We start from the raw sequence: 14,072 nt of genomic DNA on the forward strand, positions 1-14,072 counted from the left end.
ACCAGCTCTCATCCATTTTTCACATACACATATGTATACAATTATTACCTTGACAATTGTTTAGACCCTAAATAATATATACTATATCAATCGGAATAATGCAATTTAAACCTGAATGAAAGGAGGCACGCTTGGTTTGAATCTTGCAGAAAGCAGCAGACTCTCGCGGTTGGTACACAATTTAAGTTTTATTTATGGCAAAATGCTGCTTCATCCTTCCTACCGATATGTTCTGTTCATTCTTGGATTACCGATCAATTTGGTCGTGTTTCTAATATGGCGTTCGAATCGAAAAAATGACGGCTGGGTAGCTGCCAGGCAGGCGGCTGAGCAAGAACTGCTCGCTTCTTCCTACAGGAACAAGCTTAAGTTGGAAGTCGAAGAACAGCTGCGTCGCAAACATCGTTTTTTCCAGCAGCAGGTCAGTGAGGGAGAATTCACACGTCAGACCGAGGAATGGTTGGAAGAAAGTGTTCAGACAGAGTTGAAGGAGCGGACGTCCCGCATACTTCACGAACAAGGACATCAACGACTTACAATGGCCGATACGTTCCACACCCTTATCGACAAACCATGGTTTTTCGCGATATCCATTATTCCAGGCTGTCTGATGTATAGCATTCTGTTTTTGTATGGCAATCCTTATCTAAAGTACATATTTGAAAGAATACTGATGACGGTATTCGTCATTCTGGGCGTAGCAACACTCGTATTTACGATTTTGTATCTGTCTCCGTTTAACCCGGCAGCTAACATTCTCGGAGAGACAGCGACGCAGGAACAGATTGCAGCATTCAATCAGGTGTATGGCTTGGATCAGCCTTATCTTACACAGCTTTGGAACAATATCAAGGGAGTTGCCTTCTTCGATCTTGGCAAGTCTTTTGCAGGAAATGAAGATGTCACGGCAACGATCGCAAGGAAGTTTCCAATTACATTGACGCTGGCGGTCATCTCCTTGCTACTGGCACTCGTCATTGCATTACCCATTGGTATCATCTCTGCAATTAAGCCTAATTCGTGGTTCGACTACACCTTCATGTTTATTGCTCTGATTGGATTATCGATCCCGAATTTCTGGCAAGGACTGATTTTCATTCTGAACTTTTCGATCAAAATGCAGTGGCTTCCCGCCACCTTCAACCCGCAGAACTGGCTGTCGATCATTATGCCAACCATTGTTCTGGGTACGGGACTTACAGCTGCGGTGGCTCGGATGACCCGATCCTCTACACTGGAAGTCATTCATGAGGATTATGTCATGACCGCCCGCGCCAAGGGGTTAAGCGAACGTCAGGTCATGCTGAAACACGCTGTACGCAATGCATTGATTCCAATCGTAACTGTGGTTGGACTTCAATTCGGAGCCATGCTGGGTGGGGCAGCGGTAACGGAGAAAGTGTTTAATATCAGTGGTCTCGGCAGTTACATTGTGGATAAACAATTTATCCCCGATATTCCGAGTATCATGGGCGGAGTAATCTACACAGCGATTACAATCTCCATTATTAATGTAGCGGTTGATCTGCTGTACGCTTTTATTGATCCAAGAGTGCGTTCCAAGATGAAACAATATTAAAGCAGGTGTACTATGACAAAATCGGGTTCCTTAACACAAGAAATGCGTTTCCGGCTTAAGTCTTCTCGCGAGTACAGTCAGGCGAGCTTCGCTTGGGTCACGTCCCTTCTCTTGACTGCATTGTTGCTGTTCAACAGTTACGACTGGAGCGGGCAGACGTTCAAACCATTTCTGCTAACGATACTTGGGATCTACTTCTTCTTCACACTGGTCCAAAGTGTTATCACCTTTCGGATTCGAAAAGACTTGATCCGTACCGGTACGGTCTCTGCTCTGACTCGCAGGTTAGCCTGGGTTCAGCTACTTGCTATCATTTCAGGCAATATATTTATCGTAACGGCAGCCTTTCATCTGATTCGAAAATCCAGGAACGTGGAGTATACCTTTGCGGTGTACATGCTGTTAACCCAGCTGTTCGTGATCGGTGTATCGGCGTTAAATATCTTCAAGCCTTATGTGGCGGACAACTTCTTGCCAGCCATGGCGGTGCTGATATTTATTCTGGTGATCAACCTGGTCGTACTGCTTATCGTATCCCGATATAATGCGACCTCTATCCTCCCTCGCTGGATGATCGGTGTCAGTGTAGCACTAATTCTGACCTCGATCACAGGTAATGTATTTGCCCTATTACTCGGCATTTCCATTATTGGACGCATTCGCAGACAGGGGAAACAAAAATCAAACTTCTGGAACGATCTGTGGGAGCGCCTTGCTCCGAATATGACTGCCATGTCCGGTTTGTTTTTTATCATTTTTTTGTTCTCGATATCGATCTGCAGTTTCTTCACTTTTGACTACAGCATGGCTGTGGAAAATAACTACTCGGCTCTGCTTCAACCGCCTTCCCTTGCGTATCCATTGGGAACGGATGACTTCGGACGATGTTTATTTTCCCGGATTGTATTCGGTGCCCGGATCTCCTTGATTGTAGGTTGCATGTCGACCATCATTCCTGTGTTGATCGGTGGAGTCCTCGGAGCATTCTCCGGCTTCTACGGAAGACATACGGATAACATCATCATGCGGCTGCTCGATATTCTCTATGCGATTCCAGGAATTCTGCTCGCCATTGCGATTATTGCGGCGTTCGGAGCCAATACGGTCAATCTCATTCTGGCGTTGAGTCTGGGTTCGATTCCAACGTATGCCCGTACCATGAGAGCCAGTGTACTCTATGTATCTACTTTTGAATTTGTGGAAGCTGCACGTGCACTGGGGTACAACAATCGTACGATTATTTTCAAACACATTATTCCCAACTCCCTTGCGCCCATGATTATCAAGTCCACACTCACGATTGGTGGAGCTGTTATCGCTACCAGCAGCTTGAGTTATCTGGGACTCGGTGTAGAGCCGCATATTCCGGAATGGGGTAACATTCTGAAGCTCGGCAGTACGTACCTGGAAACCCACTCTTATCTGGCGATTTATCCAGGCTTGGCTATTATTCTACTGGTTCTTTCTTTTAACTTTCTCGGTGACGGTCTGCGTGATGCGCTTGATCCCAAGCTGGAGAAGGCATAAACGATTCATTGAACGGATACAGAAAAAAGAATTCACACATCACACATTCAAGATATGGAGGGTAATCCCATGAAAAAACGTACACTCATCTCATTGCTATTAATTCTCGTCATTGTGATTTCCGGCTGCAGTGTAAAAACGAAAACCGAATCCCAGGCGGAGACCGCACCAGCGGACACAACAGAAACTGCGCAAAAACCGGCAGACATTGAACTGCTCGCCATGAGTTCTTCCGAAAATGATGTAAACATTGTCCGCGACCAGCTGACTAAAAATGGCTTCAATGTGAAGTTGAACCTGCAACCGGATTACGGTAGCTTCAAATCCCAGCAAGATGCAGGGAATTATGATCTTGCCTTGTCCAGCTGGACAACAGTAACGGGAAATCCCGATTATGCGGTGCGTTCCCTTTTCAAAACAGGTGGCGATTACAGTATCCTCGCCGATGGGGAGATTGATAAACTCATCGATCAGGCCGCTACCCAAACACCAGACGAATACAAAGACACGTACAAACAATTGGAAGATCGCTTGGTAACGGATCAGGCGTACATCGCTCCTTTGTACATTTCCCTGAAAAGTCAGGCTGTGAACAAAGACATTCTGAATGTCGACACCGTTCGTCTCTCCAAATCCCGCGCCATGGCTTGGGAACCGATTGAGTTCAACGACAGCTCCAAAAATGCCAAAGATCCATTGATTCTGACGCAAAGTGCATCCGTACTGACTTCCCTTGATCCGATCAAAGGAAACGACGGTTCCATTAACCAGCTGAACACCAATATGTATGTACGTCTCGTTAACCTGACAGATGACGATCAGCTGACAGCTGAAGGATCACTGTCCCATAATTTCAGTATTGCTGAAGGAAATTCGGACTACTACTTCATTCTCAGAGACGATATCAACTTTGCGAAGATTGATAACAAAAAAGCTGTAGATACAGGAGAACGTGTCGGTGCAGATGATGTTATCTTCTCCCTGGATCGTGCTAAAAACAAAGATTCCGTTCCGGATCACCGGACGTACAGTTTGCATGAACACATCAAAGAAGCTGAGGTTGTAACGGATCTGAGTGCATTGCAATCCATTAAACAATCCAGTGGCAACGGCACAATTCTCGAAGCATTGGAACAAGGATTGGGCAGCAAAATTACGGAACTCGTGACTGACAAAACCAAAGCAGATAATAGCGCAGGTAAATATCAGGTCGTTAAACTGACAACAACTGAACCTTTCCCACAAGTATTGAACTACCTGGCTCACCAATCAGCAGGTATCGTGTCCAAAAAACAGGTGGAGAGCATCAACACATATGATGTAGCTTCCTTTGACGTGAACAAAGATATTCCTTACGGTGACCAGAACACGGTGACTGAAGGCGCAGCATACAATAACACCCTTTATACTAGCGGACCTTACATTTTGTCTTACAAAAATGACTATGAAGCAGTATTCTTGCAAAATCCGGGATATCGCAAAGGCACTGAATATGCACCAAAAATTGCTCAGGTCAATGTCCGGTTCATCGCGGATGCAGACAGCGCCCTCTCTGCTCTTCGCAGCAGTGAAATTCACTTATACTACGGTGTACCTGAAACCAAGTATGATATCATCGAAAATGACAGCAAGCTGAAACTGCAAAGTCTCCCAAGTAACGCTGTCTCCTATCTGTTGTTCAACACGGCCAATCGTGAAGTTGCCAAGAGCAGTGACTTGAGAAAAGCCGTGCTGTACTCCATCAATCAAGATGAGATTTTGAGTTTCTACAAGAACAACAAACTCAAAGCATACTCTACAGTAAGCCCGCTCGTTCAGACTGGGAATGAATTGAAAGCTGATCCTGCAAAAGTAAAAGAATTCTTGAGCAACTATAACGCTTCCAAGTAAACGTATAACAACAAAAGGCTGCCATCAAGATCATGTATTTGATCCTGATGGCAGCCTTTTTTATTCTTCCAGCACACGGCAATCTGCCAGAACATCGGGGAAATTCCGCATGCTGTCCGCTTCCGTAATTTTGCGAATAACGCTGCACGGTACGCCTGCCGCAAAAGAATGCGGTGGAATATCACGAGTCACCACGCTACCTGCTCCGATGACACATCCGTCTCCAATCGTTACGCCTCCGCACACTGTGACGTTTGCCGAGATCCATACATCGTTTCCAATCGTGACCGGTTTGGCATAACATAGCGACTTCACATCACCGTTCTGGTCCACCATCTGTCTCCGCTCGCTGGCAATCATGGGGTGAATGGGGGTAACAATCGTAACGTTGGGTCCAAAACTGGTATAGTCCCCGATCGTCACTTGCGCGTCATCTTGTATCGTCAGATTGTAATTACCGAAGAAATGCTCGCCTATCCGGGTATGCACACCATAATGAAAAAAGATGGGACCTTGCATGAATCCACCTTCACCGATCTGCCCCAGTAGCTGTTGTAATATCTGATTCCTTTCCTCAGTCTGTTCCTCAAAGGTCTGACTGTAACGCTGACTGAGATTATGGGCTCGCCTTTTGATGGCCTTTAATTCCGGATCACTTGGACTGAACAATACGCCCTTCATGATTCTCTCTTCTTCACGCATCATGAAACCTCCTTTACAAGAGTTAGCTTATAAAATAAAAGCCACAGACATGAACTGTGGGTTATAAGGCTTCAGATAGAATGCCTGACTTCAACGCCTGAAGCACCATTCCTCGTAAGCCAGCATCGAAATCATGTTGAAACGAGTCTTGATGTACGATCTCAGGCAACGACGGCATCGGATGTTGCTTCCCGTACTGTTTCCACGCCAAATCCAACTCTTCTCTCTCCACCCGTTCCTGATAAATGACAATCTGGTGCGGAGCAACGACGGCATTAATCGTTTGCAGAATATGACATACCTGCACTACAAAATCATCGTTGCTCATGTCACTTTTCCAATCAGGTGAATAAGGAAGATACTTAATCTCACCAAACATCCCGTTTTTCCCGCGGATCATCTGTCCATTCAACATCATGCCCATCCCCGGTGGATATCGGTTCGGAAAATAAATCCCGGCTACACTCTGTTCCTTCATATCAGCATGCTGTGTACAGTATCCGCTAATCGCTGCATTAACGTCATTTTCCACGAGAACTTTCAGTTGGAACTCGCTCTCGATCTCCCGTATCAGATGTGAATGGATAAGCTCTTCATGACTGCTCACCGTGATGTCCCCATCCACGGCTTGCCCCGGAATACCGATGCCGATCATATCAATGGAAGGATACTCCGCAATGAAACGCGCGATAAGTTGCAGCACATGCCGTTTATCGAAAGCAGGCAAGACGCTCTCTTCCTTCAACACAACCTTATTCTCCAGATTCATGACCGTTGCCGAAATCAATTCCTGACCTTTCATCTCTTTGATGTAAAGAACCAAAGCAAGCTTGAAATTATAATTATATCGATATGCCTGCGCAGGACGACCACCGTTAGACGGAACCACTTTATCCTGAAACAACTCTCCGCCATCACATAATTCCTGGATCAGCGCATTAATGGTAACAACACTAAGATTGGTTAGTGAAGCTAATTGCGGTTTGGTCGCCGTCTCAATCTGCTGCATGACTTCACGCACATTATTTAAATTGATGTATTTCATCATTGTAGCGTTGGCTTTTTTCATAACCCTCTCGTTTCTACTCTGGTTCAATCGAGCCAAAGCAATGGTATGGATGTCATTTCACACCATATCATAGCACAACCTAATCCCTTACTCGAACCCATGAGTTTCTTCGTACGGGCCAAGAATCGAAATCGTCAGAGCTACTCTGGTTTACTCAAACAAATCATCCATCGACTTCACAGGCTTCACTTCTATCGGCTGCTTTGACAAGACCATACATGCATAGGTACCCGCCCAAATTATAACTGCCATAATAACGTAGACCATTCATGCTCACCTCCCTGTTTCCTGCGAATCATGATTTTGCGGTTGGACGCTTCCACAGTAGTTAATAAATATACTTTATAAAGTGTATATCGCAAGTATGCGAGGATGATACTTTTTTGTCAATATGATTTGTCCGCTTCCTCTTCAGTCCAAGAAAGAAGTGGGAAGTATTACAAAAACACGCATTATCTCGGATTCAAAAATAGCCGCCATCAGGATCATCTATTTGATCCTGATGGCAGCCTTTTTTATAACAGTAGAGAGCTATTTATTTCGAGTATTTCTTCTGTATGCCAGGCAATAAGGTCACAACCTGAATACCCACTCCCCATGCAAAATAGACCAAGTGAATGAGAGAAACATCCTGAATCCAGTACACCTGCACCATAATCCAGATGATGAGAGCAAAACCCGTATACAGAGAAAAAGTCCAAGCCCAGTAGCGGTCAGAATAGAGATTCAGTCTCTCACCAAGCCCCCAATGAACATAGCGGATGAGCGAGATAGCAATCATTATGGGCATCACGCCAAGAACCAACAATAGGATGATTCCAGGGAACAAAAAATTGGCAAACGGAGAATGCTCCAACAAGGATTCGGGCAAATTCACCATACTTCCGGATGGGTCCATGATTAAAATGACGCCTCCAACAATCGCCCCAAGCCCCAGAATTCCATGCATTAAAATGAGTAACCACGATCTGCCTATACGCTGCTTCATCATGAATTGCTCCTTCCTTTCTCTCGTTTCTCAACCCCTCTAGTACCATTTTCACATATAACGCGCATTGTTCCTGTGCTTCTTTTCACTAAATAGGCCTCAAAAATCATTCGTAATGGTAAAACTTGATAAAAGAACGTACGTTCGGTATAATGGAATTATCCTGAACAAGCGAGAGGCAGATATGGACGACAAATTTATTAAGGAATTACGCGAGATTAGTCGGGATGACAGACGAAGATCGGAATTCATGATTCAAGGTTTGAAGGAAACACTGCAAGAACGCAAAGAAGAAGGCATACTCAAGCGCTGGATACGGCGTAAGAAAACAGAGAAAAAAATCTCCCAAAGATTTAATCAAGATCCCTACTCGGATCAAAAGTAACATCATAAAAAGGAGGCGGAATACGCCTCCCTTGCTATTTACATATGTGAATCATTTAGACTTTGTTAGTTGTGACTTAACCCATAAGTTTGCCAAAGCACACATTTATGCTTCTAAATAAATCAAATCCTAGCTGAACTTGGTTCCTGATAAGCTTACTTGCCTGTTGCCAGTTAGCTAAATGAAAAAAGAGCAGCCTGCCAACCTGCAGTCTGCCCCGTGCTTTATGAACTAACGTTTCCCGTTAGCTTATAAGTAAGGGTCTCTATAGCTCTTTTACCATCTTCACAACTTCAATTTCATAATTTAAATGCTTATAGAAATTTACGGCACGAAGGTTATTGTTAAAGACATTCAGTATAAGCTGTCGATAGCCTTTTTGCCTTGACCACTCTTCTGCTTTGGTCATGAGTCCCTTGCCGACCCCTTTTCCTTCTCCTTGTGGAGAAACCGCAATCGCCACAATATAACCTTGTTCTATATCGTTCAATTTATCTTTTTGCGGCTGTACTTCAAGGAAACCCAGTAGCTCTCCTGTTTCATCTTCCGCCACAAAAATCTCCGTACCAGGAGAAAGATTGTCTACTGATTCTTGGGCTAGGCTGAGCTGTGATTCTTCCATTTTGTCTGGATCACGCCAGCTCATCAGCTCAAAGTCCATAAATCGTAAAGCCAGACTTACAATGAAATCTTTATCGGACTCTTGAAAAGCTCTAATCTGCATACACTTACCCCTTATATATAATATAAATTATGGAATATCTGTTCTAATCTTAAAATTAATGTCGTTATTTCTCCCAAAGCTCGACCAGTCGACCTTCAGGAACTTCATTCAAAATAAACTTTCCAAATTCACTAATCTCTTTTTTCTTTGCAAGAAGTACACTAATCTGTTCGAGATGCTCCATAGTCTGGTTTAGATTATGTACTTGGAAATTTAACATCACTTGTTGTTCTGTTGGAAAATAACTGTCATTCTCGATAAAGACTGTACCTTTTTTTATAACTTCAAGATTCTTAGTTCTCCAAAATACTCCTCCGAAACCTTATATCATCGTATCTAAGTCCTGTTTATCATCAAATTTTTAGCTATCCGATTACATTAAATATTCGAGGTTTAAATTAAAATACCTTTTTCAACTATTCTGCCCGTTAGTTGAAAGACAGCCGACTATTTAGCCGGCTGTCTACTTAAGTATCATTCTGAGTTCTGTGCCTGATTTATCTTATAGCTTTTGATCCACTCCGTTTTACGGCAAAATGGCAAACGATCGAACTGGAAAACCAGATGCTTTCTCCGCCTTCGGTACGATGTTGAAGATTACCGCGCCTTTAGCTGGCACCTGATCCAGGTTTGTTAACAACTCAACCTGATATGTATCCTGAGCAAGTACATAATATTCTGCGAGAAGTGCCCCATTCTTCTGATAATCCACGGCTGAATCGGTGTCAAAAGTTTCGTGCCCAATTGCCTTTATTTCTCGTTCATCAAACAAAAACATCAGCGCACTAACCGACCATCCAGGTGCATGACTGTTGCCCTCATCATCCTTGTTATCAAATGCTTCATGGTTAGGCCAGCGTTTGCTCCAATCTGTACGTAAGGCTACGAAACTTCCGGCTTCAATGACGCCATGCTCTCTTTCGAATTCAAGAATATGCTCCACATCCAGTGTAAAATCCGGGTTATTCTGCACTTCGGCGGACTGGTCAATGACCACAAGCGGTAGCACAAGCTCCTTTAAACCCAATTCATCGAGATACCGGGTATCACGTACAAAATGGATCGGCGCATCAAGATGTGTCCCATATTGACCCGGGAACTTAAAGCTCTGGGCAAAGAAACCTTGATCGTGATCAAACAGGGTATCGAATTGTGCTGCTTCAAAAGCTGAAAAATGTGGAGATTCCGGTCCAAATGTATGGGTCAGATCCACCCACTTCTTTTCTTTCAATAATTGAATGGCTTGAATGAGTTCGTTGGACATCCTAATCACCTCATGCACAGAATGGAATAAATTTCTCCTATTATATCTTATTCCACCACAATTGGGGAGCAGTCCCTATCTGTTAAATATCAAATTTATAAACTTTACTGACCGTAGTTGTCAGTGAAGTTTTTTTATAATACGAGAGTAATCCAATCAATCATGAATAACAAAAGGAGAGTGTATGATGCAAACGAGGAACGTATATTTATATGTATTCGATACGATGTCAGACTGGGAGGTAGGTTATTTAACTGCTGAACTGAACTCGGGAAGGTATTTCAGGAAAGGTATTGAGCCTTTACAGGTCGTAACCGTAGGCGTAGATAAACATCCGGTAACTACCATGGGCGGATTGAACATCCTTCCTCATATTTCTATTGATGAATGTGCATTGAAAAGTAACGATGTCATCATTCTTCCAGGAGGAAACACCTGGATGGACACCATCCATGATCCTCTATTGAGAAAAGTTGCTGCTTCTATAGAAGCAGGTACAGTTATTGCGGCGATTTGTGGTGCCACCGTTGGACTTGCAAAAATGGGGTTACTGGACTCCAGACAGCATACAAGTAATGATTTAGAATACCTGAAGATGATATGCCCAGATTATACTGGAGAAACATATTATGAAACGGAGCCAGCAGTAACCGATGGAAATGTAGTTACTGCATCAGGCATAGCTCCGTTAGAATTTACGATGCATGTACTGAAGAGACTGGATGTATTTGCACCAGAAACATTACAGGCCTGGTACAATCTGTATCAGACCCTTGAGCCAAACTACTTCTACGAGCTAATGAATTCTATTGCACCTGAATAACGAGTTTCCCACGGGTATGATGGGTTTCACTCTTCTCATGTGCTTCCCTTACTCCCTGTTGAGTTAGCGGGTATGTTCCATCAATAATCGATTTGAGCTTGCCTTCCGCAGCCAGTTCAGCCAGCTGATCCAGTTGATCCCCTTTGGGCTCCATCATGAAGACGTTGGCCGTTACTCCGGCCTCTTTGGCAAGCTTCTCATCCGGTTGTTCGACCAAGGATACCAGATGGCCACCAGACTTCAACACCTTGAAGCTGTCGCGCTGAATATCGCCGCCCATCGTATCGAGTACAACATCATAACCGGAGAGAATCTCCGAGAAATCTTCTTTTTTATAATTGATAAAATGATCCACACCCAACGAGCGAAGCAATGCTTCGTTCGATTCACTCGCAGTGGACGCCACTTCAGCACCGAGGGACTTGGCAATCTGAATGGCATATGTTCCCACTCCACCTGCGCCAGCATGAATGAGTACCTTCTGTCCTTTGGCTAACCTTCCATGATCCACAAGGGCCTGCCAGGCCGTCATCGCCGCCAGCGGGATCGCTGCCGCTTCCTCGAAACTCAGTTTCTCCGGTATACGGGCAATAATGTCCCCATCGACAGCAACATATTCTGCATAGGTTCCGAATTGACGAGGACGCGCAAACACCCGATCACCTTCCCTGAAACGCGTGACATTCGAGCCAGCTTCAGCCACCGTCCCCGCAACATCACCGCCCAGAATCAACGGAAAGTTCTCCGCTGCTTCTTTCATATCGCCTTGTCTGATTTTGAAGTCCACCGGATTCACTGACGTGGCATGCGTTCGAATTAGCACCTGATTCACTCCACATGCTGGCTTGGCTACTTCCTGTTCTTTCAATTGTTCAGCTCCACCAAATTCCTCAATCACAATTGCTTTCATTAGAGATCCCAGCCTTTCCATTGGATTATCGTTATGCTCTCTCCCTTCATTACCCTTTCCCGGCGATCACTTGACCTATCCATACAAGAAATCACTACAGGTTGAGAACGCAATTTAGACCAGGAACCGTGATATAATGTCGATTATCGATTAGGTTTAACCTTTAGCCAATAACTGAACAAGCGAGGTAACACGATGGAAGTAGAAGTAAGTACATTACATTCATTTTCGGACAAGGTTCTTGGCGGAAACCCCGCAGGCGTTGTTCTACAAGCAGCGCATTTATCTGAATCCCAGATGCAGGAGATTGCCAGACAAGTCGGTTTTTCAGAGACAGCATTTGTTATGCCATCGGATCAGGCTGATTTCAAAGTACGTTACTTCACCCCAAGTGATGAAGTCGACCTATGCGGGCATGCCACGATTGCTTTATTTTATCTAATGAAGACACAGCAGCTCGTTGATGTTGGTACATACACATTGGAGACACTGGCGGGAATTCTTGAGGTTGTTATCGAAATCAATGGAGAAGTCTATCTGTCGCAGACGTTGCCGGAGTTTGGGGAGATCGTGGATCGACAACAGATTGCCGATTCGTTGCGTATTTCTATAGCGGATTTGCATTCCGAACTACCTGTACAGATCGTATCTACTGGTCTACCCGATATCCTGATAGCCGTTAAAGATACTGATGTTCTAACCAAAATCAACCCTGACTTCCAGCGTATCACTGAAATATGTAAGGCTCATCATGCCGTAGGGTATCATGTGCTTACACTCGAATCAAATGCTATGGACGTTCTGGCAGAATGCCGTAATTTTGCACCGCTTTATGATATACCGGAAGAGAGTGCAACGGGCACATCCAATGGTGCAATGCTCTGTTACTTACATCAGTACAACCAACTCGCAGATCCTCATCAACATACGTATACGATCAGACAAGGGTATACCATGAACCGCCCCTCAGAGATCCGAGCCAGATTAACTCTGGGCAGCTCTAATGAAATCACGCAGATTCAGGTTGGCGGTAGCGCCGTTCATATCGAAAATATCCAAATTCACCTCCCTTAATGGGAGGTGTTTTACATACTCAGGGTACGGAGGGTACGTAGAGTACGCAGGCTATGATAACTAGCTATACGAAGGAATTTCAAGGCTGTTGGTCTTCATTGAATCTGCTGTAAAAATCGTAACACCGCCGCCTCCAGCTGGTTAAGTCCCGGCTGCTCTATAGGAAAATGGCCTGCACCCTCCAAGATCACACATTCCTTATCCACCACCAGTCGATCAAAAAAAGATTGGCTGAACCGGAACGGTGTCATGGGGTCCAGTTCAGGGTGAACCAACAGGACCGGACACTGGCTGAATTGTTCCGGGCTTACCTCCGGTTCTTTATTAAGGAATGTTCTTAACAGTTCCAACGCAATTCGTGTGGCTGCCGCTTGTGGATCATTCATAATAAGCCGGGTTAAGTCCTGGTTATTGGTAATCAGTTGCATCCGGGATACCTGCTTGACCGAAATATGTACATGATCCAGTAGACCAGGAAACAGATCCATCATACGTTTTCCCACACGGCTCACCAGACGATTCGGTGCGAGCTGATCGCGCATTTTCGGATTACTGGTGTCTACAAATGTAGTTGCGATCAAACCCCTAACGTGCTTGCTGCGAGCACTGGTGTGATAGGCAAGCATACCTCCGATGCTACTTCCCAATACGACGATTGGCTTGCCGTCTCTCTTATATTCCCGATCAATGAGTGAAACAAGTAGGTCTATCCATAGTTCATAGTTGATACGTGTGCCAGGCCGTGCGTAACTTAGCCCATACGGTGGAAGATCTGGCGATACCACCTCGTATCCATTTCGCTGTAACATGCGGGCATACGGAGCGAGCAACCTGCCATTGCCTCCCGCACCATGAATGAACAGAATTTTGATTGAAGACTCCGGCGCGGGTAATCGATCAATATGTAGATGAACCCCATTCGATTCCCACCATTCTTCTTCAGGAGCTGTATTATCGCCCAACCTGACTTCTTTCGGGAAAAAGACCTGATACTGCTTCCAATAGGGATGTGTTGTCTGATAGGAAGGCAAACTTTTTGTCATGCGGTACATTCTCCTCTTTTCGTATACAAAAAAAGCCGTACAATGTACGACTTTTCGTTATAAACCGTCTATGATCATACTTCTTTGTATAACA

14 protein-coding genes are annotated in these 14,072 nt (G+C 44.6%); 6 read left to right on the forward strand and 8 right to left on the reverse strand.

Annotated elements, in window-relative coordinates; translation table 11 throughout:
* Positions 1-136: 136 nt before the first annotated feature.
* The 3 genes from NYE45_RS22010 (at position 137) to NYE45_RS22020 (ending at position 4,996) form a co-directional block, all read left to right on the forward strand.
* Positions 137-1,579, forward strand: a complete 1,443-nt coding sequence (locus tag NYE45_RS22010) for an ABC transporter permease (RefSeq protein ID WP_340014002.1) — start codon at positions 137-139, stop codon at positions 1,577-1,579.
* Positions 1,580-1,591: 12 nt separating this feature from the next.
* Positions 1,592-3,106: an ABC transporter permease gene (locus NYE45_RS22015; RefSeq protein WP_340014003.1), complete on the forward strand. Its 1,515-nt coding sequence runs from the start codon at positions 1,592-1,594 to the stop codon at positions 3,104-3,106.
* A 69-nt stretch (positions 3,107-3,175) separates the two neighbouring features.
* A complete protein-coding gene (locus tag NYE45_RS22020; RefSeq protein WP_062835713.1) occupies positions 3,176-4,996 on the forward strand; it encodes an ABC transporter substrate-binding protein in 1,821 nt (606 codons plus the stop codon).
* Positions 4,997-5,056: 60 nt separating this feature from the next.
* On the opposite strand, the gene NYE45_RS22025 is transcribed toward NYE45_RS22020, so the two are convergent.
* The 3 genes from NYE45_RS22025 to NYE45_RS22035 form a co-directional block, all read right to left on the reverse strand.
* Positions 5,057-5,698, reverse strand: coding sequence for a sugar O-acetyltransferase (locus NYE45_RS22025; RefSeq protein ID WP_340014005.1), 642 nt, complete (start codon positions 5,696-5,698; stop codon positions 5,057-5,059).
* 61 nt (positions 5,699-5,759) lie between these two features.
* Positions 5,760-6,767 (reverse strand): ROK family protein, encoded by a 1,008-nt coding sequence (locus tag NYE45_RS22030; RefSeq protein WP_340014006.1) that lies wholly within the window; start codon positions 6,765-6,767, stop codon positions 5,760-5,762.
* A gap of 535 nt (positions 6,768-7,302) precedes the next feature.
* Positions 7,303-7,755 carry a hypothetical protein gene (locus NYE45_RS22035; protein WP_340014007.1) on the reverse strand — a complete coding sequence of 151 codons (453 nt, stop codon included), beginning with the start codon at positions 7,753-7,755 and terminating at the stop codon, positions 7,303-7,305.
* 184 nt (positions 7,756-7,939) lie between these two features.
* Here NYE45_RS22035 and NYE45_RS22040 point away from each other — a divergent pair, with 184 nt between their 5' ends.
* Entirely contained in the window at positions 7,940-8,140 is a 201-nt protein-coding gene (locus NYE45_RS22040; protein ID WP_062835717.1) for a hypothetical protein, read from the forward strand.
* 265 nt (positions 8,141-8,405) lie between these two features.
* On the opposite strand, the gene NYE45_RS22045 is transcribed toward NYE45_RS22040, so the two are convergent.
* From NYE45_RS22045 to NYE45_RS22055, 3 genes are all read right to left on the reverse strand, one after another.
* Entirely contained in the window at positions 8,406-8,864 is a 459-nt protein-coding gene (locus NYE45_RS22045) for a GNAT family N-acetyltransferase (protein ID WP_169481325.1), read from the reverse strand.
* Between the two features lie 64 nt (positions 8,865-8,928).
* On the reverse strand, positions 8,929-9,144 hold the full coding sequence (locus NYE45_RS22050) for a hypothetical protein (protein WP_340017419.1): 216 nt from the start codon (positions 9,142-9,144) through the stop codon (positions 8,929-8,931).
* A gap of 246 nt (positions 9,145-9,390) precedes the next feature.
* Positions 9,391-10,128, reverse strand: coding sequence for a cyclase family protein (locus tag NYE45_RS22055; RefSeq protein WP_340014008.1), 738 nt, complete (start codon positions 10,126-10,128; stop codon positions 9,391-9,393).
* Between the two features lie 187 nt (positions 10,129-10,315).
* On the opposite strand from NYE45_RS22055, the gene NYE45_RS22060 reads away from it, so the two are divergent.
* The gene (locus NYE45_RS22060) at positions 10,316-10,951 is read left to right on the forward strand and encodes a type 1 glutamine amidotransferase family protein (RefSeq protein ID WP_340014009.1); all 636 of its coding nucleotides are present in this window, start codon (positions 10,316-10,318) and stop codon (positions 10,949-10,951) included.
* On the opposite strand, the gene NYE45_RS22065 is transcribed toward NYE45_RS22060, so the two are convergent.
* The gene (locus NYE45_RS22065; RefSeq protein ID WP_340014010.1) at positions 10,935-11,882 is read right to left on the reverse strand and encodes an NADP-dependent oxidoreductase; all 948 of its coding nucleotides are present in this window, start codon (positions 11,880-11,882) and stop codon (positions 10,935-10,937) included. The two genes, NYE45_RS22060 and NYE45_RS22065, sit on opposite strands and share 17 nt — an antisense overlap.
* A gap of 174 nt (positions 11,883-12,056) precedes the next feature.
* Here NYE45_RS22065 and NYE45_RS22070 point away from each other — a divergent pair, with 174 nt between their 5' ends.
* Positions 12,057-12,935, forward strand: a complete 879-nt coding sequence (locus NYE45_RS22070; protein ID WP_340014011.1) for a PhzF family phenazine biosynthesis protein — start codon at positions 12,057-12,059, stop codon at positions 12,933-12,935.
* 95 nt (positions 12,936-13,030) lie between these two features.
* On the opposite strand, the gene NYE45_RS22075 is transcribed toward NYE45_RS22070, so the two are convergent.
* Positions 13,031-13,978, reverse strand: coding sequence for an alpha/beta hydrolase (locus NYE45_RS22075; protein WP_340014012.1), 948 nt, complete (start codon positions 13,976-13,978; stop codon positions 13,031-13,033).
* Positions 13,979-14,072 lie beyond the last annotated feature (94 nt).

Origin of the sequence: Paenibacillus sp. FSL K6-1318 (genome assembly GCF_037976905.1) — a bacterium.
In the GTDB taxonomy this organism is placed as follows: Bacteria; Bacillota; Bacilli; order Paenibacillales; family Paenibacillaceae; genus Paenibacillus; species Paenibacillus amylolyticus_A.

What these genes read in the sequence shown, in the direction of transcription:
- NYE45_RS22035 (WP_340014007.1), bottom strand. Translation starts at nt 7,755, where the DNA reads ATGAAGCAGCGTATAGGCAGATCGTGGTTACTCATTTTAATGCATGGA.
- NYE45_RS22040 (WP_062835717.1), top strand. Translation starts at nt 7,940, where the DNA reads ATGGACGACAAATTTATTAAGGAATTACGCGAGATTAGTCGGGATGAC.
- NYE45_RS22070 (WP_340014011.1), top strand. Translation starts at nt 12,057, where the DNA reads ATGGAAGTAGAAGTAAGTACATTACATTCATTTTCGGACAAGGTTCTT.
- NYE45_RS22045 (WP_169481325.1), bottom strand. Translation starts at nt 8,864, where the DNA reads ATGCAGATTAGAGCTTTTCAAGAGTCCGATAAAGATTTCATTGTAAGT.
- NYE45_RS22075 (WP_340014012.1), bottom strand. Translation starts at nt 13,978, where the DNA reads ATGACAAAAAGTTTGCCTTCCTATCAGACAACACATCCCTATTGGAAG.
- NYE45_RS22015 (WP_340014003.1), top strand. Translation starts at nt 1,592, where the DNA reads ATGACAAAATCGGGTTCCTTAACACAAGAAATGCGTTTCCGGCTTAAG.
- NYE45_RS22025 (WP_340014005.1), bottom strand. Translation starts at nt 5,698, where the DNA reads ATGCGTGAAGAAGAGAGAATCATGAAGGGCGTATTGTTCAGTCCAAGT.
- NYE45_RS22060 (WP_340014009.1), top strand. Translation starts at nt 10,316, where the DNA reads ATGCAAACGAGGAACGTATATTTATATGTATTCGATACGATGTCAGAC.
- NYE45_RS22030 (WP_340014006.1), bottom strand. Translation starts at nt 6,767, where the DNA reads ATGAAAAAAGCCAACGCTACAATGATGAAATACATCAATTTAAATAAT.
- NYE45_RS22020 (WP_062835713.1), top strand. Translation starts at nt 3,176, where the DNA reads ATGAAAAAACGTACACTCATCTCATTGCTATTAATTCTCGTCATTGTG.
- NYE45_RS22055 (WP_340014008.1), bottom strand. Translation starts at nt 10,128, where the DNA reads ATGTCCAACGAACTCATTCAAGCCATTCAATTATTGAAAGAAAAGAAG.
- NYE45_RS22065 (WP_340014010.1), bottom strand. Translation starts at nt 11,882, where the DNA reads ATGGAAAGGCTGGGATCTCTAATGAAAGCAATTGTGATTGAGGAATTT.